Annotated in this window: 22 protein-coding genes; 7 read left to right on the top strand and 15 right to left on the bottom strand. The window is 58.4% G+C overall.

Features of this window, described 5'->3' with window-relative positions; translation table 11 throughout:
* Positions 1-76: 76 nt before the first annotated feature.
* Positions 77-1,666: a murein biosynthesis integral membrane protein MurJ gene (gene murJ / locus ABIE59_RS10255; protein ID WP_354446622.1), complete on the bottom strand. Its 1,590-nt coding sequence runs from the start codon at positions 1,664-1,666 to the stop codon at positions 77-79.
* Positions 1,667-1,935: 269 nt separating this feature from the next.
* Here murJ and rpsT point away from each other — a divergent pair, with 269 nt between their 5' ends.
* The gene (gene rpsT, locus ABIE59_RS10260; protein WP_072678304.1) at positions 1,936-2,205 is read left to right on the top strand and encodes a 30S ribosomal protein S20; all 270 of its coding nucleotides are present in this window, start codon (positions 1,936-1,938) and stop codon (positions 2,203-2,205) included.
* 72 nt (positions 2,206-2,277) lie between these two features.
* Here the strand turns inward: rpsT and proB are convergent, their stop codons facing one another.
* The 4 genes from proB to rplU all read right to left on the bottom strand — a co-directional run bounded on the left by proB (position 2,278) and on the right by rplU (position 5,370).
* Positions 2,278-3,402 carry a glutamate 5-kinase gene (proB, locus tag ABIE59_RS10265; protein WP_354446625.1) on the bottom strand — a complete coding sequence of 375 codons (1,125 nt, stop codon included), beginning with the start codon at positions 3,400-3,402 and terminating at the stop codon, positions 2,278-2,280.
* Between the two features lie 30 nt (positions 3,403-3,432).
* Complete coding sequence (cgtA, locus tag ABIE59_RS10270) at positions 3,433-4,626, bottom strand: Obg family GTPase CgtA (RefSeq protein WP_354446627.1); 1,194 nt, start codon at positions 4,624-4,626, stop codon at positions 3,433-3,435.
* 136 nt (positions 4,627-4,762) lie between these two features.
* Positions 4,763-5,023, bottom strand: a complete 261-nt coding sequence (rpmA, locus tag ABIE59_RS10275) for a 50S ribosomal protein L27 (RefSeq protein ID WP_022987754.1) — start codon at positions 5,021-5,023, stop codon at positions 4,763-4,765.
* 35 nt (positions 5,024-5,058) lie between these two features.
* Positions 5,059-5,370, bottom strand: coding sequence for a 50S ribosomal protein L21 (gene rplU, locus ABIE59_RS10280; RefSeq protein WP_061332366.1), 312 nt, complete (start codon positions 5,368-5,370; stop codon positions 5,059-5,061).
* A 241-nt stretch (positions 5,371-5,611) separates the two neighbouring features.
* Between rplU and ispB the strand changes: the two genes are divergently transcribed.
* Positions 5,612-6,580: an octaprenyl diphosphate synthase gene (gene ispB / locus ABIE59_RS10285; RefSeq protein ID WP_354446630.1), complete on the top strand. Its 969-nt coding sequence runs from the start codon at positions 5,612-5,614 to the stop codon at positions 6,578-6,580.
* A 47-nt stretch (positions 6,581-6,627) separates the two neighbouring features.
* On the opposite strand, the gene ABIE59_RS10290 is transcribed toward ispB, so the two are convergent.
* Entirely contained in the window at positions 6,628-7,614 is a 987-nt protein-coding gene (locus ABIE59_RS10290; RefSeq protein ID WP_354446632.1) for a glutathione S-transferase family protein, read from the bottom strand.
* Positions 7,615-7,804: 190 nt separating this feature from the next.
* Here ABIE59_RS10290 and ABIE59_RS10295 point away from each other — a divergent pair, with 190 nt between their 5' ends.
* Together ABIE59_RS10295 and ABIE59_RS10300 are read left to right on the top strand one after the other, a co-directional pair.
* The gene (locus ABIE59_RS10295; protein ID WP_354446634.1) at positions 7,805-8,719 is read left to right on the top strand and encodes a LysR substrate-binding domain-containing protein; all 915 of its coding nucleotides are present in this window, start codon (positions 7,805-7,807) and stop codon (positions 8,717-8,719) included.
* A 93-nt stretch (positions 8,720-8,812) separates the two neighbouring features.
* Positions 8,813-10,339 (top strand): WS/DGAT/MGAT family O-acyltransferase, encoded by a 1,527-nt coding sequence (locus tag ABIE59_RS10300; RefSeq protein WP_354446636.1) that lies wholly within the window; start codon positions 8,813-8,815, stop codon positions 10,337-10,339.
* A gap of 38 nt (positions 10,340-10,377) precedes the next feature.
* On the opposite strand, the gene ABIE59_RS10305 is transcribed toward ABIE59_RS10300, so the two are convergent.
* Entirely contained in the window at positions 10,378-11,028 is a 651-nt protein-coding gene (locus ABIE59_RS10305) for a DUF2057 family protein (RefSeq protein ID WP_354446638.1), read from the bottom strand.
* Between the two features lie 262 nt (positions 11,029-11,290).
* On the opposite strand from ABIE59_RS10305, the gene ABIE59_RS10310 reads away from it, so the two are divergent.
* Positions 11,291-11,494 (top strand): DUF6316 family protein, encoded by a 204-nt coding sequence (locus ABIE59_RS10310; RefSeq protein ID WP_286921068.1) that lies wholly within the window; start codon positions 11,291-11,293, stop codon positions 11,492-11,494.
* A gap of 49 nt (positions 11,495-11,543) precedes the next feature.
* Here the strand turns inward: ABIE59_RS10310 and ABIE59_RS10315 are convergent, their stop codons facing one another.
* From ABIE59_RS10315 to glyA, 8 genes are all read right to left on the bottom strand, one after another.
* Positions 11,544-12,053, bottom strand: coding sequence for a phosphatidylglycerophosphatase A family protein (locus ABIE59_RS10315; RefSeq protein WP_354446826.1), 510 nt, complete (start codon positions 12,051-12,053; stop codon positions 11,544-11,546).
* 14 nt (positions 12,054-12,067) lie between these two features.
* Positions 12,068-13,018, bottom strand: a complete 951-nt coding sequence (thiL, locus tag ABIE59_RS10320) for a thiamine-phosphate kinase (RefSeq protein ID WP_354446641.1) — start codon at positions 13,016-13,018, stop codon at positions 12,068-12,070.
* Between the two features lie 3 nt (positions 13,019-13,021).
* On the bottom strand, positions 13,022-13,498 hold the full coding sequence (gene nusB, locus ABIE59_RS10325; protein ID WP_072678316.1) for a transcription antitermination factor NusB: 477 nt from the start codon (positions 13,496-13,498) through the stop codon (positions 13,022-13,024).
* Positions 13,498-13,974, bottom strand: a complete 477-nt coding sequence (gene ribH / locus ABIE59_RS10330; RefSeq protein ID WP_106693188.1) for a 6,7-dimethyl-8-ribityllumazine synthase — start codon at positions 13,972-13,974, stop codon at positions 13,498-13,500. The genes nusB and ribH overlap by 1 nt, the downstream gene beginning before the upstream one ends.
* A gap of 48 nt (positions 13,975-14,022) precedes the next feature.
* Complete coding sequence (ribBA, locus tag ABIE59_RS10335; RefSeq protein ID WP_354446644.1) at positions 14,023-15,138, bottom strand: bifunctional 3,4-dihydroxy-2-butanone-4-phosphate synthase/GTP cyclohydrolase II; 1,116 nt, start codon at positions 15,136-15,138, stop codon at positions 14,023-14,025.
* Positions 15,139-15,201: 63 nt separating this feature from the next.
* Entirely contained in the window at positions 15,202-16,317 is a 1,116-nt protein-coding gene (gene ribD / locus ABIE59_RS10340; RefSeq protein WP_152437326.1) for a bifunctional diaminohydroxyphosphoribosylaminopyrimidine deaminase/5-amino-6-(5-phosphoribosylamino)uracil reductase RibD, read from the bottom strand.
* The gene (nrdR, locus tag ABIE59_RS10345; protein WP_058091276.1) at positions 16,314-16,832 is read right to left on the bottom strand and encodes a transcriptional regulator NrdR; all 519 of its coding nucleotides are present in this window, start codon (positions 16,830-16,832) and stop codon (positions 16,314-16,316) included. The genes ribD and nrdR overlap by 4 nt, the downstream gene beginning before the upstream one ends.
* Before the next feature lie 73 nt (positions 16,833-16,905).
* Positions 16,906-18,159, bottom strand: a complete 1,254-nt coding sequence (gene glyA, locus ABIE59_RS10350) for a serine hydroxymethyltransferase (protein WP_354446647.1) — start codon at positions 18,157-18,159, stop codon at positions 16,906-16,908.
* Between the two features lie 396 nt (positions 18,160-18,555).
* On the opposite strand from glyA, the gene ettA reads away from it, so the two are divergent.
* Both ettA and radA read left to right on the top strand, forming a co-directional pair.
* Positions 18,556-20,217 (top strand): energy-dependent translational throttle protein EttA, encoded by a 1,662-nt coding sequence (ettA, locus tag ABIE59_RS10355; protein ID WP_061332377.1) that lies wholly within the window; start codon positions 18,556-18,558, stop codon positions 20,215-20,217.
* On the top strand, positions 20,217-21,593 hold the full coding sequence (gene radA / locus ABIE59_RS10360) for a DNA repair protein RadA (protein WP_061332378.1): 1,377 nt from the start codon (positions 20,217-20,219) through the stop codon (positions 21,591-21,593). Before ettA ends, radA begins: the two co-directional genes overlap by 1 nt.
* The last annotated feature ends 3 nt before the right edge of the window (positions 21,594-21,596 follow it).

The following is a 21,596-nucleotide window of genomic DNA, read 5'->3' on the forward strand; positions in this document are numbered from 1 at the left end:
TACCCAAGGCAAGGCGCTGGTGAGAAAACGCGCGATTATACCCCATGCAGGGGTGCGGTAGAAATCTTGAGGCTGCTTACTTCTGGCGGAACTGGCGAACCCGCACGCCTACCAGGGCCAAAGCCAAGAAGTACGCCGCCACCCCGGCAACAACCAAACCCCCCATATCCGTGGCCCGCTGCAAACCGCTGGCAGCAAGCCAGTCTGCCACCGGGGCATTGAACCAGAACACGACCGCCGCCAGGGCGGCATTGGCCACCAACAACTGCATCAGGAACCTGGGCCAACCCGGCTGGCTTTTCCATACGCCTTCTTTACGCAATCCACGCCAGAGCAAGTAGCCGTTTAGCCAGGCAGACATCGACGTTGCCAGCGCCAGGCCAGCGTGAGCCAGGGGTACAATCAACGCCAGGTTGAAGGCCATATTGGCCACCATGGCAATCACGCCAATTTTCACCGGGGTTTTGGTGTCTTCCCGGGAGAAAAAGCCGGGAGCCAGCACCTTGATCAACATAAACGCCAGCAAGCCAGCGGAATAAGCCCGAAGACTCTGGGCCGACATGGCTACGTCACGGTCGGTCACCTCACCGTAGTGGAACAGGGTGGCAATCAGCGGTTCTGCCAGCAGCGCCAGCGCCAGCGCTGCCGGCACACCAATCAACAACACCGCTCGCACAGCCCAATCCAGGGTGGCGGCGAACTGGTCTTTCGAGGCGGCCGCGTGTTTGCGGGACAGGCTGGGCAGAATCACCGTGGCAATAGCAATACCGAACACCCCCAGCGGCAACTCCGCCAGGCGGTCAGAGTAATACAGCCAGGATACGCTGCCGGTTTGCAGGAACGACGCCAACACGGTGTCCAGCAACAGGTTGATCTGACTGACCGACACACCAAATAACGCCGGAGCCATCAGCTTGAGAATCCGGCTAACCCCTTCGTGCCTGTAGTCCACCCGCGGCCTGGGCAGCAGCCCAAGGCGCATCAGAAACGGCAACTGGAAAAACAGCTGCAAGGCGCCGGCAATAAACACGCCCCAGGCGAGCGCCATCACCGGCTCATCCATCAGGGGAGCCAGGAAGATCGCCGCCCCAATCATGGCGAGATTCAACAATACCGGGGTGAACGCGGGAATGGCAAACCGGTCATAACTGTTCAGGATACCGCCGGCAAACGCGGTGAGAGAGATCAGAAGCAAATAGGGAAACGTGATGCGCAGCATATCGCTGGCGAGGGCAAACTTGACGTCATCACCGAGAAAACCCGGGGCAAAGATGGTGGTCAGCACCGGCGCCCCCAGCATGGCAACCAGCGTCACCGCCAGCAGGACCAGGCCAAGAGAACCGGACACCGCATCCACCAGGCGTTTTACTTCGGAGATGTCACGATTTTCCCGATAGGACGACAGCACCGGCACAAAGGCCTGCGAAAATGCACCTTCGGCAAACAGGCGGCGCAGGAAGTTGGGAATCTTGAACGCCACGAAAAAAGCGTCCGCTGCGGTTCCGGCGCCAAAATAGCGGGCAATCACCATATCCCGAACCAACCCCAGAACCCGGGACAGCATGGTCATAACACCAACAACCCCCGATGAGCGCAGCAACCCGGGCGCCTTGGGCGGTGTTTTGTCAGACAACGGCGGTTCCGTCGGTCGGGGTTCCGAAGACATGGTTTTGAGCGTCCAGAAATCCAGGGTTCAGGCCGGAATGGCGTTTCGGTAATCCACAGGGTGCCAGCCTCAGCCAGCGCTGGCCCCATGCAACGATGCGGGAGTGTACCACAGGGCTTTACAACACGGGGATTACTGCGGCGCCGGCCTTGACATTTGGGGCTTTCAGCGGCATAGTTCCGCGTCATTTATTCCGACGCGCTGGTTTTGGCGCGCCTGCGATGTAAACATATTCAGTAGTTACAGCAACGAATTTCAGGAGTTTTACGGTGGCAAATTCCCCGCAAGCCAAGAAGCGCGCTCGTCAGAACGAGAAAAACCGCAAGCACAACGCCAGCCTGCGTTCCATGGCGCGTACTTACATGAAGAAAGTAGACGCTCAGATCAAAGCTGGCGACTACGAAGGTGCCCAGGCGGCCCTGAAAACGGCTCAGCCGATTCTGGACAGCATGGTCAACAAAGGCATCTTCGCCAAGAACAAGGTTGCTCGCCATAAGAGCCGCCTGAACGCCAAGATCAAGGCCCTGAAAGCGGCCTGATTCTTGAGCTCATAAAAAACCGGCTTCGTGCCGGTTTTTTTGTGCCTGAATTTTACCCGTTATACGAACCAATCAGACCACAACCAGATTATCCCGATGAATCATCTCTTCGTCGGAGACATAACCCAGCACATCGGCAATGCGATCACTTGAGCGGCCGGCAATAGCCCTTGCTTCGTCCGCATCGTAGTTAACAAGCCCGCGGGCAATTTCCCGACCATTCAGGTCAACGCATGACACCATCTCGCCCCGCCGGAACTGGCCGGCAATTGCCTTCACGCCTACCGGCAACAAACTGCGACCGCCCTGGCGCAACACCTTTACCGCACCATCATCCAGCGTCAACTTACCCCGGGTTTGCAGATGGCTGGCAATCCACTGTTTGCGAGCCGCCATTCTACCCTGCTCTGGAAGCAATAACGTGCCAATCACATCACCCTGCCGCAGACGGGAAATCGCATGCTCGATACGACCGCCGACAATCACGGTAAAGGCTCCTGAACGGGCTGCGAGGCGGGCTGCCCGCAGCTTCGTCAGCATACCTCCGCGGCCCAGCGCCCCGGCGCCGCCACCCGCCATGGCGTCGAGATCCCGGTCTTCGGCTTTGCGTTCGGTAACCAGTTCTGCATCCTGATGCTTGCGGGGGTCCTTGTTAAACAACCCCAACTGGTCTGTAAGGATGATCAGACCATCGGCTTCGATCAGGTTGGCCACCAGCGCACCCAGGGTGTCGTTGTCGCCAAATCGAATCTCGTCGGTCACCACCGTGTCGTTTTCATTTACGATAGGCACCACACCGTAATCCAGAAGCGTGCGCAGCGTGCTGCGACCATTCAGGTAACGCTTGCGATCGGAAAGGTCATCGTGAGTAAGCAGGATCTGGGCAGTATGGATATCATGGCGCTTGAACTGAGCCTCCCAGGTTTGCACCAGGCCCATCTGGCCGACGGCAGCAGCAGCCTGCAGTTCGTGCAGATGCTGTGGGCGTGCATTCCAACCCAGACGACTCATGCCTTCAGCCACCGAACCTGAGGACACCACCACGACTTCGACGCCTTCGGCAATCAGCTCAGCGATCTGGTCTACCCACAACCCGAGAGCCGCAACATCCAGCCCTTTGCCATCATCAGTGAGCAAGGCGCTACCAATTTTGATAACCAGACGACGGGCCTTTCGGAGCTGGAGGCGTTCACTCATGATTGCGATTCTGTTCCTTGGTGTTTCGGTTTACTCTGGGGCGTAGACGACTTCGACGTCGTAATCATCGTCGTCAAAGTCATCGTCGTCATCGGCTTCTCGGGCAGCCCGGCGAGCCTGTCGGTCCGCCTCTATTCTGGCGCGCGCTTCTTCATCCATCCTTCGACGGCGGGCGGCTTCTTGCTCGGCGACTTCCGGATTTTCAGCCTCCTGCTCGGCCTGCTCTTCAATCCAGCGCATCACCGCCTGAACCAGCGGCTTGGTACCCTCACCACTCAGCGCCGAAATGCGGAAAACCGGGCCTTCCCAGCCCAGCTCATCCACAATGGCCTGGCAATGGGCATCGCGATCTTCTTCCGCCACCATGTCAACCTTGTTCAGTACCAGCCACCGGGGCCGGCTGGCCAGGGTTTCGCTGAACTTTTCCAGCTCGTGGGCAATGGCACGGACCGCCTCCACAGGTGAGGAGCCATCGTACGGCGCCACATCCACCAGGTGCAGCAACAAGCGGGTACGCACCAGGTGTTTCAGGAAGCGAATGCCCAGGCCCGCACCCTCTGCGGCGCCTTCGATCAACCCGGGAATGTCGGCAATGACAAAGCTCTGGTGAGCCTGAACACTGACCACACCAAGATTTGGTACCAGAGTGGTAAAGGGGTAGTCAGCCACCTTGGGCTTTGCCGCCGATACTGAACGAATGAAGGTGGATTTGCCGGCATTGGGCATACCCAGCAAACCGACATCCGCCAGGACTTTCAGCTCCAGGCGCAAATTCCGGGTCTCACCTTCAGAACCTTTGCTGGTCTGGCGTGGCGCCCGGTTAACCGACGACTTGAAACGGGTGTTCCCCAGACCATGAAATCCGCCCTGGGCCACCTTCAGGCGCTGCCCCTCTTTGGTGAGGTCGCCCAGCACTTCGTGGGTATCCATATCGACTACGGTCGTGCCCACTGGAACGGGCAGCACGAGATCTTCGCCCTTGTTACCGGTGCAATTACGGCCTGCACCCGGCTCACCATTCTGGGCCTTGTGTTTACGCTGGAAGCGGTAGTCAATCAGCGTGTTCAGAGCGCTGTCTGCTTCCAGGTAGACAGAGCCGCCATCCCCACCGTCACCGCCGTCGGGACCACCCTTGGGTACATACTTTTCCCGCCGAAAACTCAGACAGCCGTGGCCGCCTTTACCGGCTTCAACGATGATGGTGGCTTCGTCTACAAATTTCATACGCCTGATGCCTTTGCATAAACTAAAAAGCCCCGCAGCCTCATGGAAGCTTTGCGGGGCTCCGGATTCACCTGAGGGCTGATCAGATCAGCATATCAGGCTCACCCAAGGTTCGACAGAACCGGATCGCCGCTGCTTACGCAGCCGGAACGATGCTCACGAACTTGCGGTTCTGTGGGCCTTTGGTCTCGAACTTCACCTGACCTTCCGCTTTCGCGAACAGGGTGTGGTCCTTGCCAATGCCTACGTTGCTGCCGGCGTGGAAACGGGTGCCACGCTGACGAATGATGATGCTGCCTGCAGTGACAGTCTCACCGCCGTAGCGCTTGACACCAAGTCGTTTCGACTCGGAATCGCGACCGTTACGGGTACTACCTGCTGCCTTTTTATGAGCCATTACCAGCCTCCTTCATTAAGGGGTTATTCGAGGGCTTAGCCCTGGATACCCGTGATCTTGACTTCAGTAAACCACTGACGGTGGCCCTGACGCTTCATGTGGTGCTTACGACGACGGAACTTGATGATGTTGATCTTGTCGTGACGACCGTGGCTAACCACCTCAGCGGTCACCTTGGCACCGTCAACTACCGGAGCGCCAACTTTTACGTCGTCGCCGTTGGCAACCAGAAGAACACGATCGAACTCAACAGAGCCGCCGGTTTCAACTTCCAGCTTTTCCAGCTTCAGAGTTTCGCCTTCTTTTACACGGTGCTGCTTACCACCGCTAACAATAACTGCGTACATTCATAGTCTCCGCGATTGACCCATCCCTGCTCTTATCCACCTGGTTCTAAGGGAAGCGCTCTGGCGACCCTATTGCAGGGAGCGCAGGTTGGGATGAGTTGGGCGCGTGATTGTACGAAAAGCCGCCGGGCAATACAAGCGAGATTCCCGGGCAAGTTGACACTGTAAGCAGCAATACCTAGCATTGCCGCGTCCTGCCCGAAAACTCAACGAAAACACCAGCAAGGGACGTACCAGCCCGATGACAGCCCAGCGCATCCACGATACCGTGGCGGAAGACTTCAGCCGCGTCAATGATCTGATAATCCAGCGGCTTGCCTCTGACGTCCCGATGGTTGAGAAGATCGCTCAATACATCATTGAAAGCGGCGGCAAGCGCCTGAGGCCGCTTCTGGTGCTACTATCCAGTCGGGCTGCAGGATACAGCGAAAGCGAACACCTGAAACTGGCTGCCGTCATCGAATTCCTGCACACCGCCACCCTGCTTCACGACGATGTGGTCGATACCTCTGACATGCGTCGGGGCCGCAGCACCGCCAACGCAAAATGGGGCAATGCTCCCAGTGTCCTGGTAGGTGATTTCCTCTACGCCCGGGCCTTCGAGATGATGGTGGAGCTGGAAAGCCTGCCAATCATGAACGTTCTGTCCCACGCCACGGCGGTGATTGCCGAAGGCGAAGTGATGCAGCTGATGAATGTAAAAAATCCGGATCTTACCGAAGAGCAGTACATGGTGGTCATCCATAACAAGACTGCCATGCTGTTCGAAGCCTCCTCCCACACCGGCGCGCTGCTGGCAGGCGCCGATGACAAGCAAGAAGTTGCACTGAAAGACTATGGCAAGCATCTAGGCCTGGCGTTCCAGCTGGTGGACGACGTTCTCGATTATCTGGGCGATGCCGAAGCCATGGGCAAAAACGTGGGCGACGACCTGGCCGAAGGGAAAACCACCCTGCCCCTGATTTATGCCATGGCCAACGGCAGCGATGAAGAGCGACAACTGATTCGTCAGGCCATCCGCAAAGGCGGGCTGGACAACCTGCCGAAGGTATTGGAGATCGTCAAAGCCTCCGGCGCCATCGAATACACCATGGCCAAGGCGAAGGAGCAGGCACAGATCGCCTGCGACCTGCTCACCTGCCTGCCGAAGTCTGAGCACCGGAAGGCCTTGGAGTTGCTGACTGAAGTGGCGGTAGCCCGAGTCAGCTGACTATCAAGCCGGGCGGCAACCCATCAGGCGCCGCCCGTTCTACTGCCTTAGCCAGCCTGCTCGCGGCCATGGGGCGCATCGAAGTCCAGAGCCGGCCCAACCGGAACTATCTGTGTAGGGTTAATCGTGCGCTGGCTGACATAGTAATGCTGCTTGATCTGCCGAATATCCACCGTCTCGGCCACGCCTGGCACCTGATACAGCTCACGAACATAACCCGACAGGTTCGGGTAATCCCGGATCTGCTGTCGATTACATTTGAAGTGGCTGTAATACACAGCATCAAACCGAATCAACGTGGTGAACAGGCGCCAATCTGCTTCCGTAAGCTGATGCCCCGTCAGGTAACGCTGCCCTCCCAGGATCTGCTCAAGCCAGTCCAGAGAATTAAACAGCGCGCTGTAGGCTTCTTCGTACTTGTCCTGAGCTGTGGCGAAGCCGGCTTTATAAACGCCATTGTTAACGGTGTCATAAACCCGCTCGTTCACCGAATCGATCTGCTGGCGCAGCTGCTCCGGGTATAGATCCAGACCAGAATTCACACCCTCCAGGCCATCAAACGCGGAATTGAACATCCGGATAATATCGGCAGACTCATTGCTGACGATGGTTTCCTGCTGCTTATCCCACAACACCGGCACCGTCACCCGCCCGGAATAATCCGGCGCGGCCCGGGTGTAGATCTGATGCATAAACTGCGATTGATAGAGGTGATCCTGGTGTGCCGGGTCATCCTCCCGAAACTCCCAGCCATTCTCCACCATATCCGGGTGCACAACCGACACCGAAATGTGACGCTCCAACCCCTTCAGCTTCCGGAAGATCAGCGTCCTGTGGGCCCAGGGGCAGGCCATCGACACATACAAGTGGTAACGCCCGCTCTCTGGGGCAAAACCACCCTCTCCCACCGGGCCGGGCGAGCCATCCGCAGTCACCCAGTTGCGAAACCGCGCCGCTTCACGCTCAAACTTACCTCCGGTCTTTTCGGTGTCGTACCACTCATCGTGCCACTGACCATCAACCAACAACCCCATAAAACCTCCTTTTGGGGTCAGACCCCTGTGTACAACTGCAGACTTATCAACAGGGGTCTGACCCCGATTTAACTGTCTACATTAATTCACAGGGGTCTGACCCCGTTTACAAATGTTGGAGACAGGTTACCGGGTGGGCTGGTAGGCTGATAGCAAGCATTTCTGGCAAACACTTTCAGATTATTCGAACATGCATACAGCCGTTACCATTGACGCACTCAAAGTGCTGGACGCCATTGACCGCAAGGGCAGTTTTGCCGGCGCCGCCTCGGAGCTGTTCCGGGTGCCTTCGGCTATCAGTTACACGGTTCAGAAACTGGAAGAGGATCTGAACGTCAGTATCTTTGACCGTAGCGGTCATAAGGCTGTGCTGACCCCGGCCGGGCGGTATCTGCTTGAGGAGGGGCGTTCACTGCTGGAAGCCGCTGAGAACCTTGCCCATACCACACGGCAGGTGGCCCAGGGCTGGGAAACCCGGCTGCGTATTGGTTTTAACTCGCTGCTGCCGGCGGAATGCCTGTTTCCGGCCATTCAGGATTTCCATCAGCTTGGGGTTCCGGTTGATGTTCAGGTTATCGAGGAAGTCTTCGCCGGTGCCTGGGATGCCCTGCAAAGCCGTCGCGTTGATATGGTTGTCGGGGCAGACCTGCTGAGCAAACCTGCCGGAGCTTTCGCCACCAAATCGCTGGGGCAGGTACCGTTTGTGTTTGCGGTAGGCGCAGAGCACCCTCTCGCCAGGGTAACCGGCCCGTTGGCCGAGGCGGATATTGCACAGTATCCGGCAGCTGTAGCGGCCGATACGTCGCGCTCGCTGCCACCTGGCCATGCGGGAATATTCCGGCGCCAGAGAACCCTCACCGTCAGCAACATTGATCAAAAAATTCTGGCCCAGGAGGCAGGTCTGGGCGTGGGCTGGCTCCCCTCCCCCCGAATCCGGGATCAGCTCGCCAGGGGTTCGCTTATCGCCAAAGAGACCAGTGAACCCCGTTCCGCTATCAGCGTGCATCTGGCCCGCCATAGCGAAGACAGGGGTAAAGCACTGATGTGGTTCTGGGACCGACTCAGCCACGATGAGACCATCCACAAATGGCTTCAACCGGAATAAAATCGGGGCACCGGGGCCAATAGGCCCCGTCATGCCATGGGCTATACTCCAAGGCCCGCAACCTTAACCGTGACACACAAGGGAGTGCGCTGGATGCGTCAGCTGTCGGAACTGGATGCCTCGTTTCTTTACCTGGAGTCAGAAACCACCCCCATGCACATTGGCGGTGTGTACCTTTTCGACGCCAGCAGCCTGAGCGCCCCCCTGGCATTCAGCACGTTTGTGTCCTACCTGCGCAGCCGCCTGCATGTGGTGCCCCTGTTTCGGCAAAAGCTCAAGGAAATCCCGCTGCGCCTGGGGCGCCCCTACTGGATCGATGACCCGGGTTTCAGCATTGAGCGACACCTGGCCTACGTCAACCTGGGTGAACACGGCAAACAGGCAAGCCTGATGTCGCTGGCGTCAAAAATTATGGAGGAGCCGCTCAAACGTGACCGCCCACTGTGGCAAGTTACGTTTGTAGATGGCTTCCGTATTGACGATCCAGAGGGAGACAAACAAGGTTTTGCACTGATCGTCAAACTGCACCATGCCGCGATTGACGCCTTCAGTGGCGAGGAAATCATGGGCAAGTTACTGGAATACACACCAGAGCCCCGGCCTATTGCGCCACCCCGACCCTGGATGGCCCGACCGGAGCCATCGGAGGAAAGGGTTTTTCTTCAGGCCGGTGCCAACATGCTCAAAACACCCATGCAGGTTGCATCACTCGCCTACAACGCGGCCGAGGCCACGGCCCGGGGACTGGTCAAGAAACAGCTGCAGAAGCTGCCCGTGCCTTTCCCGCTGTTTACCGCGCCCCACAGCCCGTTCAACCGGCAGATCACCGCCAATCGACGCATTGTCTCCGCCAGTGTGAGCCTCTCTAGACTTAAAGCCATCAAAGCAAGCCTCGGGGATGTCACCCTGAACGACGTTGTGCTCGGATTGTGCGCTGAGACCCTGCACCGTTACCTCGAGCAACAGGGGGGCGACACCGATAAATCACTGGTGGCAATGACGCCGATTTCCGTAAGGTCCAGCAGTCTGCGCAAGGCCACTGGCAACCAGATGTCTGCGATGCTGCTGGATCTTGCCACTAACGAACCTAATCCCGCTGCCCGTATCCGGCGAATCCATCAGAACGCGGTTGAGTCTGAACCCTACCGCGAAGCCATTGCCGCCGACCGGCTCACCGAACTTCTGCCGTCCACCCTGCTGGCCCTTTCTGCCAGGCTGTATTCCGAGCTGCAGGTGGCGCAGCGTTATCACCCACTGTTCAATTTGCCGATCACCAACGTACCCGGACCACAGGTACCGCTGTTCCTGCAAGGCGCGCGCCTGATACGGCAATACAACACCGCACCGCTGTTCGACAGCCTTGGGCTGGTCATCGTGGCCGTGAGCTACCAAGGGCAACTGACGCTGAACTTTACCCTGTGCCCGGACGTGGTTCCCGATGGCGACAGTCTTAAAGAGTTGGTTGAGGACAGTCTGACGGGAATCGAGGAATGCCTACCTGAACTTGGCCCGGATCAGGGCCTGGAAATTCCGAATAGCAGCAACCAAAACCTGACTGATGAGGTATTGGGATTTCTGGAAAACATACTCAAGGGCGGGCTTCAGCGATTCCGCCGGTAGCCAGGACCGGGCGCCGGGCGCCCGGTATACTGGCAAAACTATTCGAACGCCCAGCGCAGGAAGGTTCGCTTTTCTTCCTCAGTGGCATCCTTCCAAAGCGCTTGCAGGCGCTCCAGGGTGGTCGAACCGGGTCCTGCACTGGCGCCACTGGTGGATGTACCCAGAGGTGTACGGGAGTCATTAGCCTGTGATAGTCCATCCCATTTGCCGGATTCAGCCACCACCACCCCGTTACTGTCGATAATAGCGGCGGAAAAGTCTGCCATCATGGCTTCGGCGTGCTGCCGCGACGAGGGCTTGTCAAAACGGAACCGATATTCTGCTCCCGGCTGAGCATCGAAGCGCACGACCTGTTGCTCACTCTCAACCGTGTGCACTTTGGATTCACCATCACGCACCACCCCGGTACGGGCCCAGATGGTTTTGTAGGTAAAGACTACCTCGGTCTCGCCGGGCAGCAAGCCATAATCCAGGGCCAGGTCGTCCAGCATGAAACGGGTCATGCTTCTGCCATTGATGGCAGCCACCTGGATTTCACCCGGGGTCTTCAACACTGCCGGGGTCGCCGCCCCCTCGGGATTGCCCTGCCATGCATCAACCCGCGTCAGTGATGAGGCGCATCCAACCAAAGTAACGCTCAACACCAGGGCAACCAACTTGAAAACCCTGTAAACGTGACACATACTCATTTCATCTCCTTTTCCTTAAGAGGCCGGGGCGGCCTGGACGGGATAGCACGATTTCGCATTCTGACCATCCAGGCCACGGGGAGCAAGCAAAGCTTTGCTGTGCGAGGCGCCGACGGCGGGGATTTTTGGCGGTTTTAAGCAATACCGATCACAAGAATGTAAAAAAATGTTGAATTAGGCTGCAATTGGATTAATTTTAAACAGGTCGGCAAACAAAACGCGTCGCCCGAGAAGAAAAGAATAAGCGGGCTCAGGAGCAACCATGGACACTCAGCGCAGGACCGGGGAACAAGGCCCGGCCCCCTTTCGCAGTAGTCGCTTTTTCTGTGTAGGCAGCAAATGGTATTTCACCACCCGGGAAGGCTTTGACAGTGGCCCCTTTGCGTCCCGAGAGCGGGCAGAGATCGGCCTGAGGCGCTTTCTGCACGTGGTACGGATGTTACCGGAAGAACAGCAACTCCATTAAATCTGGCCGAACGGAAGCCACGGCTGGCCCACCCGCCAAGTGATGCCCTTCAAATGATGAAGGGCATCACCCACACATCGATCCCCCACAAGCAGGCAAGCGCCATGAAGCCGGCCACAACGTCATCCACCATGATCCCCAGCCCGCCTGGCGTTCGGGCATCCAGCCAACTGATGGGCCAGGGCTTGACCACATCGAACAGCCGGAACAGCAGAAACGCCATCAATACACCGTAGATCTGGTCCGGGAACAGGCCAAGGGCTATCCACATGCCTACAAACTCGTCCCAGACGATACCTCCATGGTCATGCACCTTGAGCGCGTCTGCGGTTTTCCCACACAACCAGATACCCACAAGGAAAGCCGCCAGAACCACCAGCCAATAGGCAACCGGGGGCAACCAGGCGAAGGTGTACCATACCGGTATCGCCGCCAGGCTCCCCCAGGTGCCGGGCGCCTTTGGCATGGCGCCACTGCCGAAGCCAAAGGCCAGCAAATGCACCGGGTTTCGTAGAAAGCCCGGGGGCAGCAGGGCCGCGGGACTGTCTGGTTCGTGCATCAGGTCTTCGTCCTTCAAACCGACCTCCCAAAATGATCAAACCCGGCGGGCAATCCCGCCATATCCGCTCCCATCACGCGCAGCCCCGGCTCGTGCTGTATACACCCGATGGTGATCAATCCTCCCCGCTCCTGCGGGGTCAGGGCAGCATACTGATCAGGCGCGATGGTGACGCACAATTCGTAGTCGTCGCCTGCGGTCAACGCCAGATTGAGCGCGGCGTCTCCTTTCAGTCGCCTCAGCTCCGGTAGTATCGGGATTTTGCGTGCGTCCAGCTCGGCACCCACACCAGACTGCTCGAGAATGTGCTCCAGATCCGCCAGCAGTCCGTCCGAAATATCAATCGCTGACGAGGCTCGGCCAACCAGCCGCTGCCCGAGCTCCAGCCTCGGTTCGGGAAAGTGATAGCGCGCCAGAACTGCTTGCTCATCCATCCCCGGATCATCGGCATCGAGAAAATCCAGCGCAGCTCCGGCACCCCCCAGGGGACCGGACACACAGATCAGATCACCCTCGCGGGCGCCACTGCGCCGGATAGCTTCACCCTGTCGGACGGTGCCATGCACCTGAATGGAGATCGACAGCGGCCCCCGGGTAGTATCGCCCCCGGCCAGGGCAAGCCCGAAAGCGTCGCTGGCCTTTGCCAGCCCTTGGGTGAACTCCGCCAGCCATTCCGGCTGCGCCTCAGGCAAGGTCAGTGCAAGGGTAAAACAGACCGGGGAAGCCCCCATGGCCGCCAGATCACTGGTCGCCACTGCCAGCGCACGCCAACCCAGGCAGAAAGGAGAATAGTGTGCAGGGAAATGAACGCCTTCGACCAGCGTATCTACAGAGAAGACCAACTCCCGGCCCTCGGGAATGCGCTGGATAGCGCAATCATCCCCGGGGCCGAGCATAAGCTGATCTGTCATGGCCTTGTTGGCCAGGGGCTGAAAGAAGCGACGAATCAGCTCAAATTCACCCATGAATCAACGGGGGCGAGTCTCTGCCAGGCGCAAGCGCTGGCTCAGTTTATCCAGAATACTGTTCACAAACTTGTGGCCTTCGGTACCGCCAAAACGCTTGGCCATCTCGATACCTTCGTTGATCACCACCTTGTAGGGAACATCAATCCGATGCTTCAGCTCATAGGTGCCCAGGCGAACAATCGCCAGCTCCACCGGATCCACCTCTTTCAATGGGCGATCAAGGAATGGCTCGATCAGCTTATCCAGCTCGGCCTGTTCCCGATGGATGCCTCGCAGCAGATCCCGGAAATACATGATGTCCACTTTGCTCATGTCGTTATCGACCATGAACTCCGCTTCAATGTCAGAGATCGGCGTTTTGCTGAAGTGCCGCTGGTACAGGCCCTGCATGGCAAGGGCCCGCGCCCTGCGCCGATCACCAGCCTTGGGCTGGCCGGTTTTCCCCGGCTGGGGAGAGGTATCACCCGCTTCGTTCATTACTCACCCAACTTTTTGAACAGACTGACCATTTCCAGGGCAGTAATGGCCGCTTCCGCGCCTTTGTTGCCGGCCTTGGTGCCTGAGCGCTCAATGGCCTGTTCGATCGAATCGACGGTCAATACGCCAAAGGTCACTGGCACGTCGGTTTCCAGGCTGACAGCGCCCAAACCACTGGAGGCTTCGCCGGCGACGTATTCGAAGTGCGGCGTACCACCACGAATAACCGCACCCAGGGCGATGATGGCATCGTAGTCGGAGGTTTCGGCTACGCGCTTGACTGCCAGCGGCATTTCATAGGCACCCGGTACCCGGATGATGGTGATGTCATCTTTGGAAATACCGTGGCGCAACAGGGTATCTACAGCCCCATCTACAAGACTTTCAACCACAAAACCATTAAACCGGCCAACCACCAGGGCGTAACGGCCGCTGCACTGGGTGAAATCACCTTCAATTACTTTGATATCTGCCATCTTGGGCTCCTTCGCGAGCTGCGGCACTCAGAGCCGCAGCCGGGTTTATCATTCGGGGGTGTAGGGTACGTATTCCACAACTTCCAGATCGAAACCGGAAATGGCAGAGAATTTTACCGGCGGGCTCAACAAGCGCATTTTGCCTACGCCAATGTCCCGCAGAATCTGAGAACCGGTTCCGACGGTGAAGTACACGCCAGAACTGCCTTTCCCGGCAGATGCTGTGCCCTCGTCGTAGAATTCCTGGATTCGATCTTCCAGGTTATAGCTGTCTTCAGCGCTGTTCAGCAGAACCACAACGCCACGCCCTTCCTCAGCCACTTTCTCAAGGGCATGATGCAATGGCCAACTGCGCGAGTCCTTACGACGTGCACCCAGCAGATCCCGAAGGGTATCGGTGATGTGTACACGCACAAACACAGGCTCTTCAGGGGCAATAACTCCCATCACCATGGCCAGGTGGGTGGCACCCTGAATGTTGTCTCGGTAGGTACGTAACTTGAAAAGACCATACTCGGTATCCAGGTCGTGCTCTTCCACGCACTCCACGGTTTTTTCATTCATGGTGCGGTAGTGGATCAGGTCGGCGATGGTGCCGATTTTCAGGTCATGCTCTTCTGCGAATCTTTCCAGGTCTTCACGGCGCGCCATGGAACCGTCGTCATTCATGATTTCACAGATCACACCGGCAGGCTCGCAACCAGCAAGAGCCGCCAGGTCACAGGAGGCTTCGGTGTGCCCTGCCCGGCTCAAAACCCCACCAGGATCAGACATCAAGGGAAAAATATGGCCCGGCTGAACCAGGTCTGACGCCTTGGCATTGCGGGCAACCGCCGCTTGTACCGTGCGGGCGCGATCAGCGGCAGAGATACCGGTGGTCACGCCTTCACGCGCCTCGATAGACAGCGTGAACTTGGTGCCGAAACCGGAAGCATTCTGTTGCACCATCAACGGCAAGCCAAGCTGTTCGCACCGGTCTCGGGTCATCGGCATACAGATCAGGCCCCGGCCAAAGCGAGCCATGAAATTGATCGCTTCCGGCGTGCAATGTTCTGCAGCCATTACCAGATCGCCCTCGTTCTCGCGATCCTCATCGTCCATCAGGATCACCATTTTGCCCTGGCGGATGTCTTCGATGATGTCTTCAATGCTGTTCAGTGCCATACGGTTCTGCACCCTGTCACCCTGGCCGCATCTTGCTGCGACCGAAGGGAATGAATTGAATGATTAGCTGCGGGCCAGGATCAGCCTCTGATCCTCACCCACCTGACGCCGATCCAGCACTTTCCATTGCACTTTATCAGCCATTGTTTCAAGCGGCAGATGAGCGGTTGGTCGCCCGGTGCTGCCCAGAAATACCGGCGCCTGATACAACCAGAGTTCATCCACAAGGTTTTCCCGAATGAACGTTCCGGCCAAGGTTGGCCCCGCCTCTACCAATAATTCGTTGATGCCAAGTTCGCCCAGGGCATCCAGCAGCTCAGCAAGGTCAACACCATTATCTTTCCAGGCCACACCGGTCAGGCTAACGCCCAGCGCGGCCAGATCCTGCGCCGGCGCCGATGCCAGTGCCGAACTGGCGCAGAACACCTGAACATTGCCCCCCTGGAGAATACGCGCCGTCGCCGGTGTGCGGGCGTCCCGGTCGGCAATAACCCGCAGAGGCTGGCGTGAGGGATCCGTGGCATCACCAATCTCCCCCATTTCATCCCGACGCACCGTCAACGATGGGTCATCCGCCAGAACCGTGCCTACTCCCGTCAGGATAGCATCGCTGATGGCGCGCAGCCGCTGCACGTCCCTCCGGGCTTCGGGCCCGGTGATCCACTGGCTTTCGCCAGAGGCCATAGCGGTACGGCCATCCAGGCTGGCGGCCATTTTCAGGCGAACCCAGGGCCGGCCAGTATTCATGCGTTTCATAAAGCCGGGGTTCAAGCGAACCGCTTCATCAGCCATCAACCCCTCGGTCACCTTGATGCCGGCATCCCGGAGCATGTCCAGCCCCCGGCCAGACACTGACGGATTAGGATCTTTCGTCGCGGCAAATACCTGCGCCACGCCAGCGTCAATCAACGCTCTGGCACAGGGCGGCGTTCGGCCATAATGGCTGCAGGGCTCTAGCGTGACATACGCAGTCGCCCCACGGGCATCCTGGCCGGCCTGGCTCAGAGCGCGAACTTCTGCGTGAGCCTCTCCGGCACGTTCGTGCCAGCCTTCTCCGACGATGCGGTTGCCCTTGGCGATCACGCAGCCAACCCGGGGGTTGGGGTGGGTAGAATAGCGGCCACGCCAGGCCAACTGAATGGCCCGGGCCATCATCGCCCGGTCACGGTCTGCAATCATGCCTTGCCTTTTCCGGACTGCTTGTCGGCCAACGCCCTTGCCACATCAGCCGCGGTTTCACCATTACCCTGAGACAATCGCTCAATCTCTTCCTTGAACTCGTTGATGTCCTGAAAGCTGCGATAAACAGAGGCAAAGCGAACGTAGGCCACCTTGTCGAGCTGGCGCAGCTCGGTCATCACTTCCTCACCGAGCTGCATAGACTTTACTTCACGCTCACCAGTGGAACGCAGGCGGTACTTGATGCGGTTCAGGGCAGCGTCGATTTCCTCGATGCTGACCGGCCGCTTTTCCAGCGCCTTCATCAGGCCTGCCCGAAGTTTTTCTTCATCGAATGGCTGCCGGGTTCCATCCTGCTTGACCACGCGCGGCATCACCAGCTCAGCGTTTTCAAACGTAGTGAACCGCTCCCGGCAGGACAAACACTCCCTGCGGCGGCGAACCTGATCACCTTCAGCCACCAGGCGCGAATCAATCACCTTGGTATCGGCTTCACCACAGAAAGGACAATGCATAATTCAGATGCTCCGGAAAGGAAGAACCCGGGGCTCCGTCAAGAACAGCCGGGCAGTCTTGTTACGCTATCACTTAGCCATAGACCGGGAAGCGGGCACACACCGCTTCTACCTGCTCACGCACACGGCTGATGGCTGCTTCGTCTTCAAGGTTGTCGAGGATGTCACACATCCAGCCAGCCAGATCACGACACTCCCCTTCCTTGAAACCACGGGTGGTGACTGCAGGGGTGCCAATGCGCAGACCAGAGGTCACAAACGGCGAGCGCGGGTCATTCGGGACGGCGTTCTTGTTCACGGTGATGTGCGCTTTGCCAAGCGCGGCGTCGGCGTCTTTACCAGTAATGTCCTGCTTGATCAGGCTGACCAGGAACAGATGGTTCTTGGTGCCACCGGAAACCACGTCAAAACCACGCTCAACAAACACTTCAGCCATGGCTGCAGCATTCTTGACCACTTGCTTCTGGTAAGCCTTGAACTCGTCGCTCATGGCTTCCTTGAAGCACACAGCCTTGGCAGCGATCACGTGCATCAGCGGGCCGCCCTGGCCACCGGGGAACACGGCGGAGTTCAGTTTCTTCTGCAGATCTTCATCATCACAGGCCAGGATCAGGCCACCACGGGGGCCGCGCAGGGTCTTGTGAGTGGTGGTTGCAACCACGTGGGCGTGTGGCACCGGGTCCGGATACACGCCCGCAGCAACCAGGCCAGCCACATGAGCCATGTCCACAAACAGGTAGGCGCCAACCTTGTCGGCGATGGCACGGAAGCGGGCAAAGTCCAATTCCTGGGAATATGCTGAGAAGCCGGCAATGATCATCTTCGGCTTGTGCTCAACGGCCAGTGCCTCGATTTCGTCGTAGTCCAGCAAGCCGGTGTCGGTGTTGATACCGTACTGAACGGCGTTATAGATCTTGCCGGAGAAGTTGACGCTGGCACCGTGGGTCAGGTGGCCACCGTGGGCCAGGCTCATGCCCAGAACGGTATCGCCGGGTTTGAGCAGGGCCATGAACACGGCAGAGTTGGCCTGGGAGCCAGAATGGGGCTGCACATTGGCGTAGGCAGCACCAAACAGTTCCTTGGCACGGGCAATGGCCAGGTCTTCGGCAATATCGACAAACTCACAGCCGCCGTAATAACGCTTGCCGGGATAACCTTCGGCGTATTTGTTGGTCAGCACACTGCCCTGGGCTTCCATCACCCGCGGGCTGGTGTAGTTTTCAGACGCGATCAGTTCGATGTGCGCTTCCTGACGCTTCTCTTCCGCCTGCATGGCGTTCCAAAGTTCGTCATCGAAACCGGCGATTTTCATATCACGATTAAACATGGATGTGCTGCCCCTGTCTGTATGGCTGGCCCGGCGCTGCCTCTGTGCATGCCGTAACCCCTGAAAAATTGGGCCGCTATTCTATCCCGAAAGCGGGTTAAAAATCATCCTTTATGCCGTCCGCAGATACCGGCACACCGAGGATCCCGATTTTCACTCAATTGCTATCCCGGATAGGTTTAGATACCTTAGCCGATCAACATTCAATGGTGTCTACTTTGGCAGTGACGGCCTTCGGGGTGGGCGATTCGGGATACGCTGTGAATACGTCCCTGTACGCTCCGCAAAAACATCCCTGTTTTTGAGGATCCCGAATCGCCCACCCCGAAGGCCTTAGCCAGACACCTGTCGTGTTTTCTGTTATCTACGCGAATTTCGGATAAGGATTCTGCCAATATGGCCCAGTACGTATACACCATGAACCGCGTGGGCAAGGTGGTACCACCCAAGCGGGAGATTCTGAAAGACATTTCCCTGAGCTTCTTCCCGGGCGCCAAAATCGGCGTTCTCGGCCTTAACGGCTCCGGTAAATCCACCCTGCTCCGTATTATGGCGGGTGTCGACCAGGATTACATCGGCGAAGCCCGGCCACAGCCCGGGATCAATGTAGGCTACCTGCCACAGGAGCCGGAGCTGGACGAAGAGAAAACCGTCAAGGAAATCGTCGACGAGTCCGTCGCCCACGTACACAACGCGCTGGCCGAACTGGACCAGGTATACGCCGCATACGCCGAGCCGGATGCCGATTTCGACGCCCTGGCCAAAAAGCAGGGCGAACTGGAAGCCATCATCCAGGCCACCGACGGCCACGATATCGAACGCAAAATGGAAGTGGCCGCCGACGCTCTTCGCCTGCCGGCCTGGGATCAGAAAGTCAAAGTACTGTCCGGCGGTGAACGCCGCCGTGTCGCCCTATGCCGCCTGCTGCTGTCCGGCCCGGACATGCTGCTGCTGGACGAGCCCACCAACCACCTGGATGCGGAATCCGTGGCCTGGCTGGAGCGCTTCCTGCACGACTACGATGGCACTGTGGTCGCCATTACCCACGACCGCTACTTCCTCGACAATGTGGCCGGCTGGATCCTGGAACTGGACCGTGGCCACGGCATTCCGTTCGAGGGCAACTACAGCCAGTGGCTGGAGAACAAAGAGAAGCGCCTGGAAATGGAATCCAAACAGGAAGCCTCGCACCAGAAAGCCATCAAGCAGGAGCTTGAGTGGGTGCGTTCCAACGCCAAGGGCCGCCAGTCCAAGAGCAAGGCCCGCCTGGCCCGCTTCGAAGAGATGAGTTCACAGGAATTCCAGAAGCGCAACGAAACCAACGAACTGTATATCCCGCCCGGACCGCGCCTGGGCGGCAAAGTGATCGAAGTGGAAGGCATCAGCAAGGCCTTCGATGATCGCCTGCTTTATGAAAACGTGTCTTTCAGCGTACCGCCGGGCGCCATTGTTGGCATTATCGGTGGTAACGGCGCGGGTAAATCCACGCTGTTCAAAATGATTGCCGGCATGGACCAACCAAACTCCGGCACCATTACCGTGGGCGAAACCGTGGAACTGGCCTACGTAGACCAGATGCGCGACCTGGACGGCAGCAAGACCGTGTGGGAAGAACTGTCCGACGGCAACGACATCATCAAGGTAGGTAACTACGAAACACCTTCCCGCGCTTATGTGGGCCGCTTTAACTTCAAGGGCACCGACCAGCAAAAACGGGTAGGCGACCTGTCCGGCGGTGAGCGTAACCGCCTGCATCTGGCCAAGCTGTTAAAGCAAGGTGGCAACGTGTTGCTGCTGGACGAACCTACCAACGATCTGGACGTGGAGACCCTGCGCGCCCTGGAAGAAGCCATCCTGAACTTCCCCGGCTCCGCACTGATCATCTCGCACGACCGCTGGTTCCTGGACCGCGTCGCCAGCCACATCCTGGCGTTCGAAGATGACGGCGAGGTGGTGTATTTTGAAGGCAACTTCACCGACTACGACGCCGACTTCAAGAAGCGCAAGGGCGAATCAGCGATGCAGCCCAAGCGCATGAAGTACAAGAAGCTGGCCTGATGGCAAAAGCAAAAACTGCCTATGTCTGCACCGAATGCGGTGCAGACTATTCCAAGTGGCAAGGCCAGTGCACGGCTTGCCAGGCCTGGAATACCATCAGCGAAGTACGCGGCGTTTCCGGCCCCGGCAAGGGCGCCCGCAGCGCCCGTTTTGAGGGCTACGCGGGCAGCCTCTCCGAGGTCAAAAGCCTGGACGAAGTCAGCCTGGCCGAACAGGCCCGCATCAGTACCGGCATGCAGGAGTTCGACCGGGTACTGGGCGGCGGGTTAGTGGAAGGCTCGGCAGTCTTGATGGGCGGCCACCCCGGCGCGGGCAAAAGCACCCTGCTACTTCAGGCGGTCTGCCAGTTGGCCGAGCAACACTCAGCCCTGTATGTCACTGGCGAGGAATCCCTGCAACAGGTCGCCATGCGCGCCAAACGCCTTGGTTTGCCCACCAAAGACCTGAAAATGCTCTCGGAAACCTCCGTGGAGCGGTTGATGCAGGTGGCGGAAATGGAGAAGCCGCGCATTCTGGTGATCGACAGTATCCAGGTGATGCACGTGGCCGATATCGAATCCGCCCCGGGTTCGGTATCCCAGGTGCGTGAGAGCGCCGCCTTTCTCACCCGCTTTGCCAAGCAAACCGGCACGATTTTGTTGCTGGTTGGCCACGTCACCAAAGACGGCAGCCTGGCCGGTCCGAAGGTGCTGGAGCACATGATCGATTGCTCCATCCTGCTAGAAGGCTCCAGCGACAGCCGCTACCGCACCCTGCGGGGCATCAAGAACCGTTTCGGCGCGGTAAACGAGCTGGGCGTGTTTGCGATGCTGGAACAAGGCCTGAAGGAAGTAAAAAACCCCAGCGCCATTTTCCTGAACCGGGGCGAAGAGGCGGCTCCCGGCAGTGTGGTGATGGTGGTCTGGGAAGGCACCCGGCCCATGCTGGTGGAGATCCAGGCTCTGGTGGACATGGCTCAGGGCAGCTACCCGCGGCGTGTGGCCGTGGGCACAGACCAGAACCGCCTGGCGATGTTGCTGGCCGTGCTGCATCGCCATGGCGGCATGCACGTGGCAGATCAGGATGTGTTCGTGAACGTGGTAGCGGGCGTGAAAGTCAACGAAACCAGCGCGGACCTTGCGTTGTTGTCGGCGGTGGTGTCATCGTTTCGGAATCGGGCGTTGCCGCAGGATCTGGTGATTTTCGGAGAAGTCGGTCTGTCCGGGGAAATTCGACCCGTGCCGAATGGCCAGGAGCGGATTTACGAGGCGGCCAAGCACGGCTTCACCCGAGCTTTGGTTCCCAAGGCCAATGTGCCGCGCAAGCCTGTAGAAGGCATGAAGGTCATTCCGGTGACCAAGCTTTCTGATGCCCTTTCGGCATTGGAGGAGCTTTGAGCT

This window comes from Marinobacter sp. MBR-99, from assembly GCF_040547575.1.
GTDB lineage: Bacteria > Pseudomonadota > Gammaproteobacteria > Pseudomonadales > Oleiphilaceae > Marinobacter.

Coding starts and splice junctions, on each gene's coding strand:
- murJ (WP_354446622.1), bottom strand. CDS start 1,666: ATGTCTTCGGAACCCCGACCGACGGAACCGCCGTTGTCTGACAAAACA.
- proB (WP_354446625.1), bottom strand. CDS start 3,402: ATGAGTGAACGCCTCCAGCTCCGAAAGGCCCGTCGTCTGGTTATCAAA.
- cgtA (WP_354446627.1), bottom strand. CDS start 4,626: ATGAAATTTGTAGACGAAGCCACCATCATCGTTGAAGCCGGTAAAGGC.
- rpmA (WP_022987754.1), bottom strand. CDS start 5,023: ATGGCTCATAAAAAGGCAGCAGGTAGTACCCGTAACGGTCGCGATTCC.
- rplU (WP_061332366.1), bottom strand. CDS start 5,370: ATGTACGCAGTTATTGTTAGCGGTGGTAAGCAGCACCGTGTAAAAGAA.
- ispB (WP_354446630.1), top strand. CDS start 5,612: ATGACAGCCCAGCGCATCCACGATACCGTGGCGGAAGACTTCAGCCGC.
- ABIE59_RS10290 (WP_354446632.1), bottom strand. CDS start 7,614: ATGGGGTTGTTGGTTGATGGTCAGTGGCACGATGAGTGGTACGACACC.
- ABIE59_RS10295 (WP_354446634.1), top strand. CDS start 7,805: ATGCATACAGCCGTTACCATTGACGCACTCAAAGTGCTGGACGCCATT.
- ABIE59_RS10300 (WP_354446636.1), top strand. CDS start 8,813: ATGCGTCAGCTGTCGGAACTGGATGCCTCGTTTCTTTACCTGGAGTCA.
- ABIE59_RS10305 (WP_354446638.1), bottom strand. CDS start 11,028: ATGAGTATGTGTCACGTTTACAGGGTTTTCAAGTTGGTTGCCCTGGTG.
- ABIE59_RS10310 (WP_286921068.1), top strand. CDS start 11,291: ATGGACACTCAGCGCAGGACCGGGGAACAAGGCCCGGCCCCCTTTCGC.
- ABIE59_RS10315 (WP_354446826.1), bottom strand. CDS start 12,053: ATGCACGAACCAGACAGTCCCGCGGCCCTGCTGCCCCCGGGCTTTCTA.
- thiL (WP_354446641.1), bottom strand. CDS start 13,018: ATGGGTGAATTTGAGCTGATTCGTCGCTTCTTTCAGCCCCTGGCCAAC.
- nusB (WP_072678316.1), bottom strand. CDS start 13,498: ATGAACGAAGCGGGTGATACCTCTCCCCAGCCGGGGAAAACCGGCCAG.
- ribH (WP_106693188.1), bottom strand. CDS start 13,974: ATGGCAGATATCAAAGTAATTGAAGGTGATTTCACCCAGTGCAGCGGC.
- ribBA (WP_354446644.1), bottom strand. CDS start 15,138: ATGGCACTGAACAGCATTGAAGACATCATCGAAGACATCCGCCAGGGC.
- ribD (WP_152437326.1), bottom strand. CDS start 16,317: ATGATTGCAGACCGTGACCGGGCGATGATGGCCCGGGCCATTCAGTTG.
- nrdR (WP_058091276.1), bottom strand. CDS start 16,832: ATGCATTGTCCTTTCTGTGGTGAAGCCGATACCAAGGTGATTGATTCG.
- glyA (WP_354446647.1), bottom strand. CDS start 18,159: ATGTTTAATCGTGATATGAAAATCGCCGGTTTCGATGACGAACTTTGG.
- ettA (WP_061332377.1), top strand. CDS start 18,556: ATGGCCCAGTACGTATACACCATGAACCGCGTGGGCAAGGTGGTACCA.
- radA (WP_061332378.1), top strand. CDS start 20,217: ATGGCAAAAGCAAAAACTGCCTATGTCTGCACCGAATGCGGTGCAGAC.